Origin of the sequence: Neobacillus niacini (assembly GCF_023715415.1) — a bacterium.
GTDB lineage: Bacteria > Bacillota > Bacilli > Bacillales > Cytobacillaceae > Neobacillus > Neobacillus niacini_C.
Genome location: NZ_JAMBOB010000012.1, coordinates 49,499 through 64,198, shown reverse-complemented (window position 1 = coordinate 64,198; position 14,700 = coordinate 49,499). Strand labels below are relative to the sequence as shown.

At 37.5% G+C, this 14,700-nt stretch carries 13 protein-coding genes, 2 tRNA genes and 1 pseudogene; 3 read left to right on the top strand and 13 right to left on the bottom strand.

Features of this window, described 5'->3' with window-relative positions:
- Positions 1-63: 63 nt before the first annotated feature.
- From M3189_RS22915 to M3189_RS22905, 3 genes are all read right to left on the bottom strand, one after another.
- On the bottom strand, positions 64-1,107 hold the full coding sequence (locus tag M3189_RS22915) for a hypothetical protein (RefSeq protein WP_251638367.1): 1,044 nt from the start codon (positions 1,105-1,107) through the stop codon (positions 64-66).
- A gap of 124 nt (positions 1,108-1,231) precedes the next feature.
- Positions 1,232-3,808, bottom strand: coding sequence for a helicase-related protein (locus tag M3189_RS22910; RefSeq protein WP_251638365.1), 2,577 nt, complete (start codon positions 3,806-3,808; stop codon positions 1,232-1,234).
- 69 nt (positions 3,809-3,877) lie between these two features.
- The gene (locus M3189_RS22905) at positions 3,878-4,069 is read right to left on the bottom strand and encodes a YbxH family protein (protein WP_251638363.1); all 192 of its coding nucleotides are present in this window, start codon (positions 4,067-4,069) and stop codon (positions 3,878-3,880) included.
- Positions 4,070-4,222: 153 nt separating this feature from the next.
- On the opposite strand from M3189_RS22905, the gene M3189_RS22900 reads away from it, so the two are divergent.
- On the top strand, positions 4,223-5,626 hold the full coding sequence (locus tag M3189_RS22900; protein ID WP_251638361.1) for a PQQ-dependent sugar dehydrogenase: 1,404 nt from the start codon (positions 4,223-4,225) through the stop codon (positions 5,624-5,626).
- A gap of 60 nt (positions 5,627-5,686) precedes the next feature.
- Here the strand turns inward: M3189_RS22900 and ppdK are convergent, their stop codons facing one another.
- The 8 genes from ppdK to M3189_RS22860 all read right to left on the bottom strand — a co-directional run bounded on the left by ppdK (position 5,687) and on the right by M3189_RS22860 (position 11,680).
- On the bottom strand, positions 5,687-8,356 hold the full coding sequence (ppdK, locus tag M3189_RS22895; protein WP_251638360.1) for a pyruvate, phosphate dikinase: 2,670 nt from the start codon (positions 8,354-8,356) through the stop codon (positions 5,687-5,689).
- Positions 8,357-8,358: 2 nt separating this feature from the next.
- Positions 8,359-9,174, bottom strand: coding sequence for a pyruvate, water dikinase regulatory protein (locus tag M3189_RS22890; protein WP_251638437.1), 816 nt, complete (start codon positions 9,172-9,174; stop codon positions 8,359-8,361).
- An 18-nt stretch (positions 9,175-9,192) separates the two neighbouring features.
- Positions 9,193-9,834: a helix-turn-helix transcriptional regulator gene (locus M3189_RS22885; RefSeq protein WP_251638357.1), complete on the bottom strand. Its 642-nt coding sequence runs from the start codon at positions 9,832-9,834 to the stop codon at positions 9,193-9,195.
- A 180-nt stretch (positions 9,835-10,014) separates the two neighbouring features.
- On the bottom strand, positions 10,015-10,824 hold the full coding sequence (gene mutM, locus M3189_RS22880) for a bifunctional DNA-formamidopyrimidine glycosylase/DNA-(apurinic or apyrimidinic site) lyase (protein ID WP_251638355.1): 810 nt from the start codon (positions 10,822-10,824) through the stop codon (positions 10,015-10,017).
- A gap of 103 nt (positions 10,825-10,927) precedes the next feature.
- A tRNA-Ile gene (locus M3189_RS22875) sits at positions 10,928-11,001 on the bottom strand.
- A gap of 11 nt (positions 11,002-11,012) precedes the next feature.
- Positions 11,013-11,086, bottom strand: a tRNA-Gly gene (locus M3189_RS22870).
- A gap of 61 nt (positions 11,087-11,147) precedes the next feature.
- Positions 11,148-11,423 (bottom strand): DUF1450 domain-containing protein, encoded by a 276-nt coding sequence (locus M3189_RS22865; protein ID WP_251638346.1) that lies wholly within the window; start codon positions 11,421-11,423, stop codon positions 11,148-11,150.
- Between the two features lie 134 nt (positions 11,424-11,557).
- Positions 11,558-11,680: an FbpB family small basic protein gene (locus tag M3189_RS22860; protein ID WP_251638344.1), complete on the bottom strand. Its 123-nt coding sequence runs from the start codon at positions 11,678-11,680 to the stop codon at positions 11,558-11,560.
- Positions 11,681-11,891: 211 nt separating this feature from the next.
- On the opposite strand from M3189_RS22860, the gene M3189_RS22855 reads away from it, so the two are divergent.
- The gene (locus M3189_RS22855) at positions 11,892-12,263 is read left to right on the top strand and encodes a VOC family protein (RefSeq protein ID WP_251638342.1); all 372 of its coding nucleotides are present in this window, start codon (positions 11,892-11,894) and stop codon (positions 12,261-12,263) included.
- A 198-nt stretch (positions 12,264-12,461) separates the two neighbouring features.
- Here the strand turns inward: M3189_RS22855 and M3189_RS22850 are convergent, their stop codons facing one another.
- Positions 12,462-13,088, bottom strand: a complete 627-nt coding sequence (locus M3189_RS22850) for a fumarylacetoacetate hydrolase family protein (protein WP_251638340.1) — start codon at positions 13,086-13,088, stop codon at positions 12,462-12,464.
- Positions 13,089-13,329: 241 nt separating this feature from the next.
- On the opposite strand from M3189_RS22850, the gene M3189_RS22845 reads away from it, so the two are divergent.
- Complete coding sequence (locus M3189_RS22845) at positions 13,330-14,352, top strand: hypothetical protein (RefSeq protein ID WP_251638331.1); 1,023 nt, start codon at positions 13,330-13,332, stop codon at positions 14,350-14,352.
- An 85-nt stretch (positions 14,353-14,437) separates the two neighbouring features.
- Here the strand turns inward: M3189_RS22845 and M3189_RS22840 are convergent.
- A pseudogene (locus M3189_RS22840) lies at positions 14,438-14,656 on the bottom strand (PrsW family glutamic-type intramembrane protease); the annotation flags it as partial.
- Between the last annotated feature and the right edge of the window lie 44 nt (positions 14,657-14,700).

Sequence of the window (14,700 nt, the reverse complement as noted above, 5' to 3'; positions counted from 1 at the left end):
CCCCCTGCAGTTACTGAAACCTCATTCCATTTTCAATCTCAGTCATTCCAGCACACAAAACAATTAAATCGTTCCGATAAAATTCAAAGAGGCAATATCCTTTGAATCTACCACACCATCTAAAATTTTCTTAACGTCACTCAATGTATCCTTCAGACTTACTTCTGCTCCTGTAATACCTGTAAAGGCTTCGGCAACATAGAAAGGCTGTGTCAAATAAGCTTCTAAACGTTCCCCACGATGATAGGTCTCCATTTCTGATGCAGGTATTCCGTTAATTCCTTTCACATTTACAAGCGAACGTAATTCTCGATAACGTCGTAATAGTTTTTGGGCCTTTTGTTGGATAGTTAGGTGGTTTTGGTCTAGGTGTGCGCCTTCTAATACAGAAGATGTAGAGTAGATGGGGTTAACAGCTGGGTAACGATGCCTTGCTGCTAGGTCCATATCAAACTGCCACAGTGTTTCAAGCGGTCCATATGGCAGGTCCTCATCCACTGATGCTCCCTTTAAATCAAGCAAAAAGGTTGTAACAGTCTTGATATCAACATCCTGTAATTTTTCCTGAAGCTCGTAGATTTCACCTGTTAATACATGTGAACGGTCGGCAACGAAAATAATTTCTTTATTCTTACCAACTACAGACATTTCTGCAAAAACTTTATCAATGCTTTCAGCGACAATTTCTGTATCTTCTAGGATTTCCGCTAACTCTGGATGATCGTTTTCTGGTTTTAATAAAACGGTTGCATATCCCTCTCTCTTAAAACGATAAAATAACTCTGCTAAAACAACCAACTGACCCATACCTGGCCGAGCAACAAGCCCAATAGTTCCTCCCTTAACAATCGGAGCAAACAAATCTAATGTTTTTATTTTCGTCTCAATCATCTCTACATTCTCCCCTCTTAAAATCAATTCATCAAGACTACATTGTGCTAATTCTGCTAAAGCTACAATCGTGCGAACTTCCGAGCGTCCTACTGGAATTTTCCCCGTACACAAATTCGATACAGTTGCCGGCCTTAAGCCTACCTCACGTGCTGCACTTGTAAGGTTTGGCACCCTCCTTCGCAATAATGGAACGTTTAGTCTTATATTTTCCATTATTTTCACCTCCTTACTTTATATAGTAATTCAACTTACTCTTAAACGCAATATTTAATTACTCTAAAAAGTAATTATTTTTACTCCAAACGTAAAAAAACGATATGATTGAAGAATCATATCGTTAAAAGTCCTCTGCATATCGAGTTCTTCTATATTTAGCACTATGGCAGGCATCACAGGTTGGGAACGAGTGGTCCCAAGCAAGATTCTTTCCACAGTTTTTGCATTTTTTCACGAACTTTTTAATATCTGTTTTTAATTTATCTTGAACCTTGTCACTCATTTCCTCACGAAGCCGCTCCCAATAAATCGCCTCCGTCCGCTCTCCTAACCGATACAGAAAGAGCAGATGTAAACCAAGCGCTTTATAAGCTAACTCAAGATCCTCCAAGCTACGTTCCTTATATGGTGGTTCCGGAAGAGGAGTGCCATGGATAATTGCATACATCGTATCTTCCCATTGTCTTATTAAAACTTGTTCATTTTTCGAAAAAGGAAGATGTAAAAACCCATATAAATCCATTAACGGTAAGCGTGCTTCAATCTCTGTCCCTGCAATCAGGTTGTAAAGTGTCCGTTCCTCGGCTAATGAAGCTTTCTTCGTTCCTGGCGGACTATTGAATTTTCCCCAGAGTTCAAAGAATGTTCCTAAATCTCGGTAATATCGCTGAAACCGCTCAAACACTGAGTTTGTCGGAGCAATCGCAAAGGTATGAACAGGCTCATCCTCTTGAATCAGCAATTTCTTCATTAACCTGATGTCTTTTGTGAAAGCAACCTTCCCCACATCATAAATCCCTTTGCGACCTGCACGTCCGGCAATTTGTTTTACTTCCTGAGAGGTTAACAGCCGTCTTCTCGTACCATCAAATTTCTCATTTTCTAAAAATACAATCCGGCGAATCGGTAAATTTAATCCCATTCCAATTGCATCCGTGGCAACAATGACCTTTGTTTTGCCGCTGTTAAATTGCTCAATTTGTTTTTTCCTCGTTTCTGGCGGCATGCTGCCGTAAATCATACTGACAGTATGCCCGTCGCTTTGTAACCTAGAAGCTGTTTCAAGCACCCTTTTCCTTGAAAAACAAATCAGCGCATCCCCTTTTTTTACATGTTTAATATGGAATTCCTTTGATTCCACTTCCAGAGGTGTATCACGGCTATATTCGTGGATGACAATATCAGACTCTCCTAACAGCTGTAAAAGCATTGGTTTCGAGTTTCTGCTCCCGATAATATGCACTTCTCTTGCATTTGCTTTGGTTATCGCCTTATACCACGAAAATCCACGATCCTTATCGGTAATCATTTGTGCTTCATCAATGACGACAACATCATAGTTTTCTTTTTCATGAAACATCTCTACCGTACATGAAAAATGATTCGCACCCGGAACAATCTTTTCTTCTTCACCTGTTTTTAATGAGCATCGCAATCCTTCAGCATTTAACTTATCATAAACCTCCAGCGCTAATAGCCTTAAAGGGGCAAGATATAGTCCGCTGGTTGCTTCCTTCATTTGTTCAAGGGCATGGTGTGTTTTTCCGGTATTGGTTTCCCCAATATGAAGGATATAACGAATACGTCTTCCAAACGATGGATTGTATTCCTGCCCGAAAATATCCTCCATCATTCGTTCTTCTTCTTCTCTTTTCCGTTGTAATTCTGCCTCTTCCTCCGCTCTTTTTCTTTCTCTCTCAGCGAAGTCCTTTTCAAAAATTTGCTGATGAAGTGAAAGCTCAAATGGTATATCAGCAATTTTTAATAGGTCAGTTAGGTACTCGTCCTGGATATCCTCAATAAAATAGTCTTCTACTTCATAAAGAAGCTGTGTCAAACTTCCCCTAATGAAAGAGGGAGTAAGTTTTTCACCAAATGTTTCTTGATACAGTTCTTTTATTTCAACTGGAAGTTTATCTAGAACCCTATCTGGAATCAGTTCTGACAGATAATCTGAAATTAAGCTTTCGTATACAAAAAAATAGGTTTGATATTCATATAAACTTCTTCCCCAATTTACCGTTTTATGAATATCCCCTGTCAGTTCCTCAAAAAACTTTGCGACCGTTGTGTATGATTCTGGGTTAAAATGACCTTCATCTTCTAATTTCTCTTCTAGCGCAAAGGTGTCAACATTTTTAAATTTCACATTATTTTTGATATCTGCAGTTAATTGCTTGGCTGTAAAATGCCGAACATAAAGATAAACTTGAGCATAATCATTCTCAAGCATATCACCCGCAGTCTCTTCTATCATGGCGCGAATACGATGTCGAACTTCCTCAAGACGGGTGACTTCTTGTCTTTTAATAAAATCAGCTTTTGCTTGTTGATATCTTTGTTCCCATTCCTCTTCTTTATCAAGAAAGGTTTCCTGAGTCCATTCCAAAACACGAAAAGGCTGATACTCTCTCATCTCATCCCGAAAGAGCTTATTTATTAGCTTGCGGTCCACACCTTGTACCTCAAACCCTTTTTCCCGCAAAAACTCTTTCTTCTCATTCTTTGGGACATCATTCGTGACCTTATTTAGCCAGACATTGACCCAGATTTGCTCCAAGTAATGCCCACGATCTGCTAAATATTGGCTAAAAGAAGGCAGAATTTCTTTTGTCTCTAAGTATTCGTTCATATCTTCCATTACTTTATTCTTCGTGTGTTCAATCGCTTGAGGGTAAATGGCGGTTAATTTACTCAAATTATCCCTCCTTATTTTTTTGTAATTTTATTATATCAAAAAACAAGAAACCGAACAAATATTCGGTCTCTAAATTTGACGCTGATTGCAGTATTGATCCACTAAATCTTCTATTTGATCTAGTTCAGGAAAATCCCCTGAAAACTGAAATTTGATTTCTTCAATTAAACGATTCTTATTATAGACATGAATTGCCCCGTTTTGGTGGCTGACACTGTATTCTGGTACAAAGCGAAATCCGTTTCGTTCAATGGCTCCCACGATAATCAATCCTTTTTTGAGTTTTTTTTAGTATTTACTATAATCCTGACGTTAATCTCAAAATGCGGCATACGAATCCATATTTGGTACTAATGCATAAGATTTAGTCATATTCTTATAGGAAAAATGCCATTAGAAGGGGTGAATAGTTAGGTGGTTAACGTTCGTTTGCGGCCCGTTGTAAGTAAGATAAATTTACCCACTGTTATAAAATCAGCCATACTACCTGGTGACTCAACCGAAAGATTATTTATCGCAACCCAGGTAGGAGAGATTTTTTACATAGGAAACGGGGGTGTAAGGACTTTTTTAGATATTCGCCCGCGGATTATAAAATTAGGTGCTTCTGGTGGATATGATGAACGGGGGTTGCTAGGGCTTGCGTTTCATCCCCACTTTTATTATTACGGTCAGTTTTATCTTCATTATTCAGTAACTGGATCACAGGGTCCTGGTGCCCTTTCTGACGATTTTATGCCTAACCCATGTGATCCCCAAACCTTAAACTTAAAGTGGACAAATAGAGAAACTAAATATGATCATATTGATACAGTTGAAGAATGGATATTGCAAGCGAATGGCCAGCCTCAAAAACGAAGGACCCTACTTAACTTAAGACGACCCTTTATGAATCATAATGGGGTCAATAGCTTAAATTTTTCCCCTGAAACAGGAAAACTTGTTTTAACAACCGGAGATGGAGGCTCGGGTTATGATCCATTTAATTTAAGCCAAGATAATATGGAAATAGTAGGAAAAATCATTGAAATTGACGTAGCTAAGGATACATTTATCGCTAACCCACCTGTAGTCTCACGTTTTAATGAACTTCCCGTACCTATTCAGGAGACACTTACGGTAATCGCTAAAGGGGTCCGGAATATACCAGGCATTGCATTTCAAAGGTTAAATCATGAATATATTAAATACGTGGGAAATGTCGGCCAAGATTTGGAGGAAGCAATTTTTTCATTCATTCAATATAAACCTATACCGGTTACACAGCTTGTTCAAGCTTCTTTCATTAATTCTATGACTAACCTAAAAGGACTTATTAACTTTGGCTGGCGAGGATGGGAAGGTGATTTCCCTACATCGTTTATGAGACCCTGCTCTGAGAATTCGCCATTGGATGAGAAAATCATTGCTTATTATAATGAAGCAATTACCACTTCAACGCAGCGGATTCATCCTTTAGCTACTTATTTTCATAGAGATTCACGACCCGATAAGTTTAGTGGAACGGCACTTACAGGAGTGCAAGCCTATATGGGGAATGGTATCCCCGGATTAACAGGAAGCGTTGTGTTTACCGATTTTGCCTGGAAAGAATCTCAACCTCAGGTAAAAGGGATTTTAGCCTATACCAGAGTAAGACAAGTTGGTAAACTAAATGATTTTAGTGTGATTAAAACCGAATATGATTTTGGGTCTCAATCAGCTTTTTATGTTAGTTTGGGAACAAATCTAGACCAGACTAGACTATATTTAGGGGTTTATGGCTCATCCAAAGTGACAGATTTTAACCAAGGTACCATTTTTGAAATTGTTCCCTGAATCACAGAGAAAAAGCATATCCATACGTAAGTGGATATGCTTTTTCATTTCGTATTAAAGTTAGGCTGTCGTATAGACTTCCTTTTTATTGGAATCATGACGAATCGTTGCTTGTGCAGCTGCCAATCTGGCTAGTGGCACACGGTAAGGAGAACAGCTCACATAATCCAGTCCTGTTTTGTAGCAGAAATCAATGGACGATTTCTCGCCGCCATGTTCACCACAAATTCCAGTTTTTAACGTTGGCTTTGTTTCACGGCCAAGTCTTACGCCCATTTCTACTAATCTACCAACACCGTCTTGATCAAGGACAGCAAATGGGTTTTCAGGCAATACCTTATTTTCAATATAATTCTGAAGGAATTTTCCTTCTGCATCATCACGGCTGTAACCAAATGTGGTTTGTGTTAAATCGTTTGTACCAAAAGAGAAGAAATCTGCTTCTTGTGCAATTTGGTCAGCTGTAATCGCTGCACGTGGAATTTCTATCATTGTCCCAATTGTATATTCAAATTCCTTGCTTGTTTCTTCCTGTACTTTTTCAGCTGCATCAATCACAAGCTGTCGCATTTGTTTCAACTCATTAACATGACCAACAAGCGGAATCATGATTTCAGGCTGAACATCCATCCCTTTGTCTGCAAGCTTAGCCGCCGCATAGAAAATCGCCTTAGCCTGCATTTCGTAAATTTCAGGATACACCATTCCAAGTCGGCAGCCGCGGTGTCCGAGCATTGGGTTATATTCATCTAATTGGCGAACCTTTTTCAAAAGTAGCTCTTTTTTCTTCAGCTCAGGAGAGGAAGGATCAAGAATTTGCAGCTTCGTCACTTCGACTAACAGCTCTTCCTTATCTGGTAAGAATTCATGTAAAGGCGGATCCAATAAACGTATCGTAACCGGATATCCCTGCATCGCTTCAAAGATTCCTTCAAAGTCACCCTGCTGCATTGGCAGCAATTCAGCTAGTGCGTCCTTACGCTCGCTGTAAGTTTCAGCTAATATCATTTTTTGAACGATTGGAATACGTTTCAAGTCCATAAACATATGCTCAGTACGGCATAATCCAATACCACCGGCACCAAATTCAAAGGCTTTTTGTGCATCCTCAGGATTATCAGCATTTGCTCGAACACCAATTTTTCGTTCTTGATCAGCCCAAGCAAGCAAAAGCTGGAATTCATCTGAAAGCTCTGGCTCAATCATTGGAATTTCTCCTAGCATGATTTCCCCTGTTGATCCATCAATCGTGATGACATCACCGTAGTTGATAACCTTTTCATCCACTTTAAATTGTTTTGCTTTTACATCAATTTTAAGCGCATCACATCCGCAAATACATGCTTTACCCATACCGCGGGCAACAACTGCAGCGTGACTTGTCATACCACCTCGGCTGGTAAGGATTGCTTGAGCAGCAACAATTCCATGAATATCATCAGGGGTTGTTTCTGGACGAACAAGAATAACCTTTTTACCAGCATTCCCTAAATCCTCAGCTTCGTCTGCATCAAAAACAACTTGACCAGTTGCCGCACCTGGTGATGCTGGCAGACCTTTTGCTAATAATGTACGCTCATATTTATCATCAATTCGGCGATGAAGCAGTTGATTTAATTGATCTGGGTCGACACGAAGCAAGGCAGTTTTCTTATCTATAATTCCTTCTTCCACCATTTCAACGGCAATCCGAATCGCAGCTTGTGCCGTCCGTTTACCATTTCGCGTTTGAAGAATAAATAATTGCCCGCGTTCTACTGTAAATTCAATATCCTGCATTTCTTGATAATGCTGCTCCAAGCGTTTACATGTTTCTGAAAATTGTTTGAAAACTGCAGGCATCTCATCTTTTAAAGTTTGAATTGGCTGTGGTGTACGAATTCCTGCCACCACATCCTCACCCTGCGCATTAATTAAATATTCACCGTAAAGGACATGCTCACCAGTAGAAGGATTTCGAGTAAAGGCCACGCCAGTACCTGAATCATTGCCCATGTTGCCGAATACCATGCTTTGGATATTTACAGCCGTTCCAAGGTGATCCGGAATTTTGTTCAGGCGGCGGTAGACGATCGCACGCTGATTATTCCAAGAATCAAACACTGCATTAATGGCAAGAAATAGCTGTTCCTTCGGATCCTGAGGGAAGTCTTTTCTTGTATGCTTTTTTACAATTCCTTTATATCCTTCAATGACTTCTTTCCAGTCCTCAGCAGTCATTTCTGGGTCAGCACTATAACCCTTTTCCTCACGTGTTTCTTCTAATAATTGTTCAAAATAATACGTATTGATATCAAGGACAACATTACTGAACATTTGGATAAAACGTCGGTAAGAATCATAGGCAAAACGAGGATTATTCGTTAATTTTCCCATGCCAATAACGGTTTCATCATTCATTCCAAGGTTTAATACGGTATCCATCATACCTGGCATTGAAAATACAGAACCTGAACGGACAGAAACAAGTAACGGATTTTGTGCATCCCCTAGTTTCTTCCCCATTTTTTCCTCTAGGGTGTTAAGTGCTCCCAATACTTGGCTTTCAACGAGCGATGGAATCATTTTTCCTGCATCATAATAGGCATTACATGCTTGTGTCGAAATGGTAAAACCATAAGGGACTGGCAGTCCAATCCGCGTCATTTCCGCTAGGTTTGCCCCTTTTCCTCCAAGCGTTTCCTTCATATTTCCATTTCCTTCATGAAACAAGTAAACAAACTTCTCCATCTTCATAAGCTCCTCTCTTTTTTCAACACTTCTAAAATTAATCCAGCTGTTTCCTCGATTGCTTTATTTGAAACATTGATAATCGGACAGCCTACTCGCTTCATTATTTTTTCAGCATAATCCAGCTCATCAAGAATTCTTTCGAAGCTTGCGTAGCTTGCTTTAGAGCCTAACCCTAAAGCTTTTAGCCTTTCAACACGAATCTCGTTTAATTTATTGGGCGAAATAATCAATCCAATACAATTCTTTCTCGGAATCTCGAACAATTCCTCTGGTGCTGGTACCTCCGGAACTAACGGAACATTGGCAACCTTAAAGCGTTTATGAGCCAAATACATCGATAATGGTGTCTTTGAGGTTCTTGAAACACCGATTAAGACAATATCTGCCTTGAGAATTCCTCGTGGATCACGTCCATCATCATATTTAACGGCAAATTCGATGGCTTCTATTTTTCTAAAATACTCTTCATCTAGTTTTCTCATTAAGCCTGGCTGATGATGAGGGGTTTTATTAAAACTAGTGGTGAAAGCATTGATTAATGGACTAAGCAAGTCCACTGCCTTAATATTTTCTTCTGCTGCACGTCGATCTAAATATTCTTTCAAAACGGGAATGACAATCGTATAGGCAATAATTGATTTTCCTGTTCTTGCTAGGATGAGGACATCCTCAATGTCTTCAAAATCATCAACATAGGAATTTCGTCGAATCTCTACATTTCCACCGTTAAATTGTGTTGCTACCGCTTTTACAACAAACTCTGCTGTTTCCCCAACAGAGTCCGAAACCACATAGACTACTTCCTTCTCTACCAAAATTACTGCCACTCCCCTTTATACCGATTTTTGCTCCATTATTTCTAGGTATGCTCGTGTGATGGTTGTTTTTGTAATCCGACCGACAAGTAAATATGTATGGTTTCCCGGATTGATTTCTTTCACTACAGGTAAGGAGTCAATGTGATTCGTAATCATTTTTTTAGCAGCTTCTAACATTGTTTCCTCAGGTGTGACTGTGATAATGTTAGGCATTCTGGTCATAATGACGCTGCAAGGTAATTCTTGCAAATCTTTATTGCCAATGGCTGTTCTTAGTAAATCTTTTCTAGAAATTACACCTGCTAAATAGCCGTTACTATCAACTGCATAAAGAGTACCAACATCTTCTAAAAATAGTTGAACAATCGCATCATATACAGATGTAGACTTTTCCACTACGATTGGATGAGCTTTATAATCGGCAACTTTTTTGATGAGAAATTTTTCTGCCTGATGCTTTACCTCTTGGTTATTATTAAAGAAATAACCAACTCTAGGTCTGGCATCCAAATTACCCGCCATTGTTAAGATAGCTAAGTCTGGTCTTAACGCTGCTCTTGTTAAGGAAAGTTTTTCTGCAATTTGCTGACCCGTAATAGGTCCGCTTTCCTTCACAATCTTTAGAATTTCATCTTGGCGTTTCGTCAGTTTAATCACATTGACCCCCTTTTCAATTTAATCATGTTATATTTTTTAATAAAAATACAAATGTGTTATACTTATTAATATATAGTATATTACATTTATACACTATAAGGAACAATTTGTTCAACACATTTTTGACAAATTAACAAACTTTCAAAAAAAAAGAATCCTATCTCAGGAGATGGATTCTTACTATTTTTGACAATTGGAACAGAAAAAGGTTTTACGAGAAGAAATCATTTCTTTAATAATCGTGCCACCACATCTTTTGCAAACCTCTCCTTCTCGGTCATATACAAGACAAAGATTATTATACCCCCCTGTTAAACAATCTCTTTGGAAAAAGGGATTTTCCATGTATCCACCATGCTTTAGGGCATCTAGGAGCACATGTTTCATCGATAGGTAAAGTTGATTTCGTTCAGGCTCACTTATGTCTTCTATACTCCGTTTTGTCTTAATTCCAGCATGATAACAAATTTCATCGGAGTAACAATTCCCAATACCCGCAATAAACTCCTGATTGAGAAGTTTTGTTTTTATTTTCCCTCTTCTTTCATCAAGTAATTTCAAAAAAGCCTGTAAAGTGAACAGGGGCTCCAATGGCTCCGGTCCCAATGAAGATAATTCTTTTTGAACATCCTGTTCACTATATAAATGCAAATACCCGAGTCGCATTCCAATAAAATATAGATGGTGATTTCCAAACGATAATCGAACCTGTACCGTTCTTTCCGGTTTGTCATCCTCCGTCCCAAAATACATCCAGCCGCCTAGCATTAAATGTAAGAGGAGAACCTGCCCATTCTCTAATTGAAATAATAAATGCTTACCCCTACGGTTGACTGTCATGAGCTTCTGGTTTGTGACACTATTAATAAAGTGCTTAGTGTTCACATTAACAGATTTCTCACGATTGATTTGTACCTCTGTAATGGTTTGACCCGCTATTTTTTGATTTAATAATCTTCGGTAATTTTCCATCTCTGGAAGCTCAGGCATCTATCTACTCCCCTTTATGACTTTTTCATATCTTTTCCTCAGAAACGCAAAAAAACCGAACTTTTTAAAGTTCGGTTTTTGGTATTATTAATTATTTAGTAAGTGGGCCTAAATGGACTCGAACCATCGACCTCACGCTTATCAGGCGTGCGCTCTAACCAGCTGAGCTATAGGCCCATTTAGAGAATTGGAGCGGGTGATGAGAATCGAACTCACAACATCAGCTTGGAAGGCTGAGGTTTTACCACTAAACTACACCCGCATTTATTGTGCCCATCAAATAGTACATGAAACATTATAACACCATGCCCAAAAGTTGTAAACTACTTTTTATCACCTTCTAGATGTTTAAGCTTTTCCAATAATTGCGCTGAGTTTTCAGCTGCAATAAATTCACCATTTACAATCGCATAAGGAGATATTTTGCATTCCTCACATCTACTTTGACAATGGTACTCTTTATATTCGATATTTTTTTTACCCAAAAATGCACTGTATTCATTTTGAAGCTCATCAGGTAAAAAACGATTTAGATTTTTTTCACAGAAGTCAACTTTTAATTTTTTTTCCTTCGTAAAGAGTTTTGTAATAAAGTTCATACGCTGCACATCTCCACTGCTAGTCTTTTATATTAAGTATAGCAATTTCACCTAAATAATTCTCCTAAAATCATAATAAAAAGCAACCATTTCTAGTAGGGTTGCTCTTCTGTTAACTAAGATATATAGAATTTTTATCTTTTTGAATGTTTTTTATCTATTTTCGCCTCGATTCTCTCCATTGCTTTTACATCACTTTTTAATTCCTGCTTATTATCATCTACTAATTTCTTAAAGCTTATATTACGTTTTCTCATTTATTTCTCCACCTTTCTTATGTTTCTATTATACAAAAAGTAGAAAGGTTAAAATCACCTGAAATATTACAATTTTTTGAACTTTTATGAATTTTTTAAAAAAATAGTATGAAATCGCCTTCACTACTCACTTTGGTAAATATTGTTTATCTTGAATAACTCATTTATAATTGGATTTATATCTAAATTACATATTTTGGAGGAGAAAATTATGAATCTAGGAGCATTTTCTGTTAGTTTAAATGTAAAGGACATTCATGTATCAAAAGAGTTTTACGAAAACCTAGGATTTCAAGCCCTTGGTGGAGATATTAATCAAAATTGGCTTATTATGAAAAACGAAAATTGCATCATTGGACTATTCCAAGGCATGTTCGAGAAGAACATTTTGACTTTTAATCCTGGATGGAATCAAAATGCTGAAAATCTTGAATCGTTTACGGACATCCGCGAAATTCAAAAGCAGCTTAAAGAAAGAGGAATAAAAATACTTACTGAAGCAGATGAATCAACTAAAGGACCAGCACATTTTACGATTGAGGATCCAGATGGTAATCAGATTCTTATGGATCAACACAGATAACAAAAGCAACTCTCTTAATGAAATACATACATTACAGGTAACACTACTCTCACAAAAATCAATCAAAAACCATAAACAATAATAGAATAAGGCTGTTCAAAAGTCGCCATTACTGACGATTTTAGAAACAGCCTTTTTTATAGCTTTTACATTTTCTAGATAAAATATAACGTAGAAATTGACTCGATGAACTAGTGATCACACTAGTCTAACAATACTTTGCCCGAGTATTTCTTCGCCCCATATTAATGAAAGGGTGTCACCATCTAAAACAGGACCAACGCCTTCTGGAGTTCCTGTAAATAATATGTCCCCTTTCCCCAATCCAAAATGCTTAGCTGAGAAGTCAACGATTGTTTGTAGGTCAAAAAGTAAATTTGTGATATTGCCGATTTGAACCTGCTGCCCATTTTTCAGCAAGGAGAAATTTGTTTTTTTACATGCAGCCTCTCCGGGAAAATCAATAAATTTCGTAAGTAGAGCTGAATTAGGAAAACCTTTTGCTAATAACCATGGATAACGCTGCTCTTTTAAATGGCTTTGTACATCTCTTAAAGTGAAATCAATCCCTAGTGCCATTTTATCAACAATTTCCTCGACAGTAATCCCCTTTTTATACTCTTGACCAATATGAAGGACAAGCTCCGTCTCATAGTGCACAGGCCCTCTATCCCCTGGTAAGATTACCTCTTGACCATTTGCTTCAACGACTGCATGTGTTGGCTTTGAAAATAAGAATGGAGAGGTTGGTACCTCATTATTCAATTCCTTTGCATGTGAAGCATAATTTCTTCCAATACAATAGATATTTTTAAACATCATCATGTTTTTACCTCAAGTTTATTTTTTTGTATTTACGGATTATACCATTAATGCTGTTTATTGTTTATAGTGGAAACCATAAGTCGGAACATTTGTACAGACCACAAAATTAATTGATGATATACTAATAAATATCTATTACATAATGGTGATAAAATTGGTTTATTTATTCATTTTGGTCTTCCTCATTGTTTGTATTACTATCTTTTTCACTTATAAAAAAATATACATTCGAACTTCTACCATGGCGATCGTTATGGCCATTGGGATTGTTACGCAAGGAGTTCTATTAAACTACTTTGGCATCCAATTCTTCCAACACCTTTTCGGAAAAATTCTATGTATTATAAGCCTATCCCTATGGTTTGCCTTTATATCATCTTTTTTCATAGCCACTTTGAATGGAAAATTTAAAGTCATTCATTATTCCAATGTGATCAACCGCTTTGGTATTGGTACATGGGTTGCTGGCACGTCAATAAGCGGCATTCTATTTTATAAACAATTTTCCCACTGGGGATTTATTTCGGTCATTATTGCTTTCATAAATATTGTTCTTTGGTTTATTTATATTGGGATAAGCGTAAAAGCATTTATAGAAATTTCTCGGACAAAATCCTATCAAAATGTCCACGGCATTCTTCTGCTGACTACTGTAAGCACACAGTCAATTGTCCTTTTACTTAACACAGTTTTCAATGAATTCCCGGATATCATTAACCTATCTTTGCTCATCATCGGATTTTGTTTTTATCTGGTTTGCGTTTTCTTTATTTTCTCTAGATACTTCAATTATTCTTGGTCGATCCAAAAGGATTGGAACAATACGAACTGTATTTTACATGGGGCTTTGTCTATTTCTGGGATTGCCTGTCTAGTCACGGGCATCATTAGCATTGATATCATACGATGGATATGGAGAGCTGCCTTTATTATTTTCATTGCGGTTGAGGCTATGGAACTCAGTAGGCTTTTTAGACGGATTAAACACTATGGGTACAAAGAGGCAATCTTCATTTATGATGTAACTCAATGGAGTAGAGTGTTCACTTTTGCCATGTTTTACACTTTTACAGCCCTTTTCCATACCCAAATATTTATTGATTCCTTTGTAATTGAATCAATCCTAAAGATAGGTGTTTGGGTAGTTATCATATTATTACTGATTGAACTCATGCTTAGTATACATGGCGCAATTGAAACCTATAAAAAATCATCTAAAGAAATCAGTAAGGAAACCGAACTTAATTATCCATACTACTTCTGATAATGCAATCACAGATGTTCATACAAAAAACTTTAAAAGAGAAACTCTTTTTTGTATGAACATCAATAATCATGTAAGAAGGCTGGGAGCAATAAAGATACCAGAACAAAGACCATTTCGATTCTTTTGTAAACTTCGCTTTGCTCATATAATACCCCATAATAACGCCAAACAAGGCATGGCTTGACACAGGCAGTAAAGCGCGTGTTAATGCATATTCCATTCCATTATTCATTAAATACAATATATTTTCGGCTGTTGCAAATCCCAATGATATAGAAGTACCATAGACAATTCCATCAAATCAGCTATTCAAAGTCCTTCACTTTATTAAAGTAAAGGACTTTA

Excerpts from the sequence above, each read along its gene's own strand:
- M3189_RS22845 (WP_251638331.1), top strand. The coding sequence starts at position 13,330 with ATGGCGATCGTTATGGCCATTGGGATTGTTACGCAAGGAGTTCTATTA.
- M3189_RS22915 (WP_251638367.1), bottom strand. The coding sequence starts at position 1,107 with ATGGAAAATATAAGACTAAACGTTCCATTATTGCGAAGGAGGGTGCCA.
- mutM (WP_251638355.1), bottom strand. The coding sequence starts at position 10,824 with ATGCCTGAGCTTCCAGAGATGGAAAATTACCGAAGATTATTAAATCAA.
- M3189_RS22865 (WP_251638346.1), bottom strand. The coding sequence starts at position 11,423 with ATGAACTTTATTACAAAACTCTTTACGAAGGAAAAAAAATTAAAAGTT.
- M3189_RS22860 (WP_251638344.1), bottom strand. The coding sequence starts at position 11,680 with ATGAGAAAACGTAATATAAGCTTTAAGAAATTAGTAGATGATAATAAG.
- M3189_RS22850 (WP_251638340.1), bottom strand. The coding sequence starts at position 13,088 with ATGATGATGTTTAAAAATATCTATTGTATTGGAAGAAATTATGCTTCA.
- M3189_RS22855 (WP_251638342.1), top strand. The coding sequence starts at position 11,892 with ATGAATCTAGGAGCATTTTCTGTTAGTTTAAATGTAAAGGACATTCAT.
- ppdK (WP_251638360.1), bottom strand. The coding sequence starts at position 8,356 with ATGGAGAAGTTTGTTTACTTGTTTCATGAAGGAAATGGAAATATGAAG.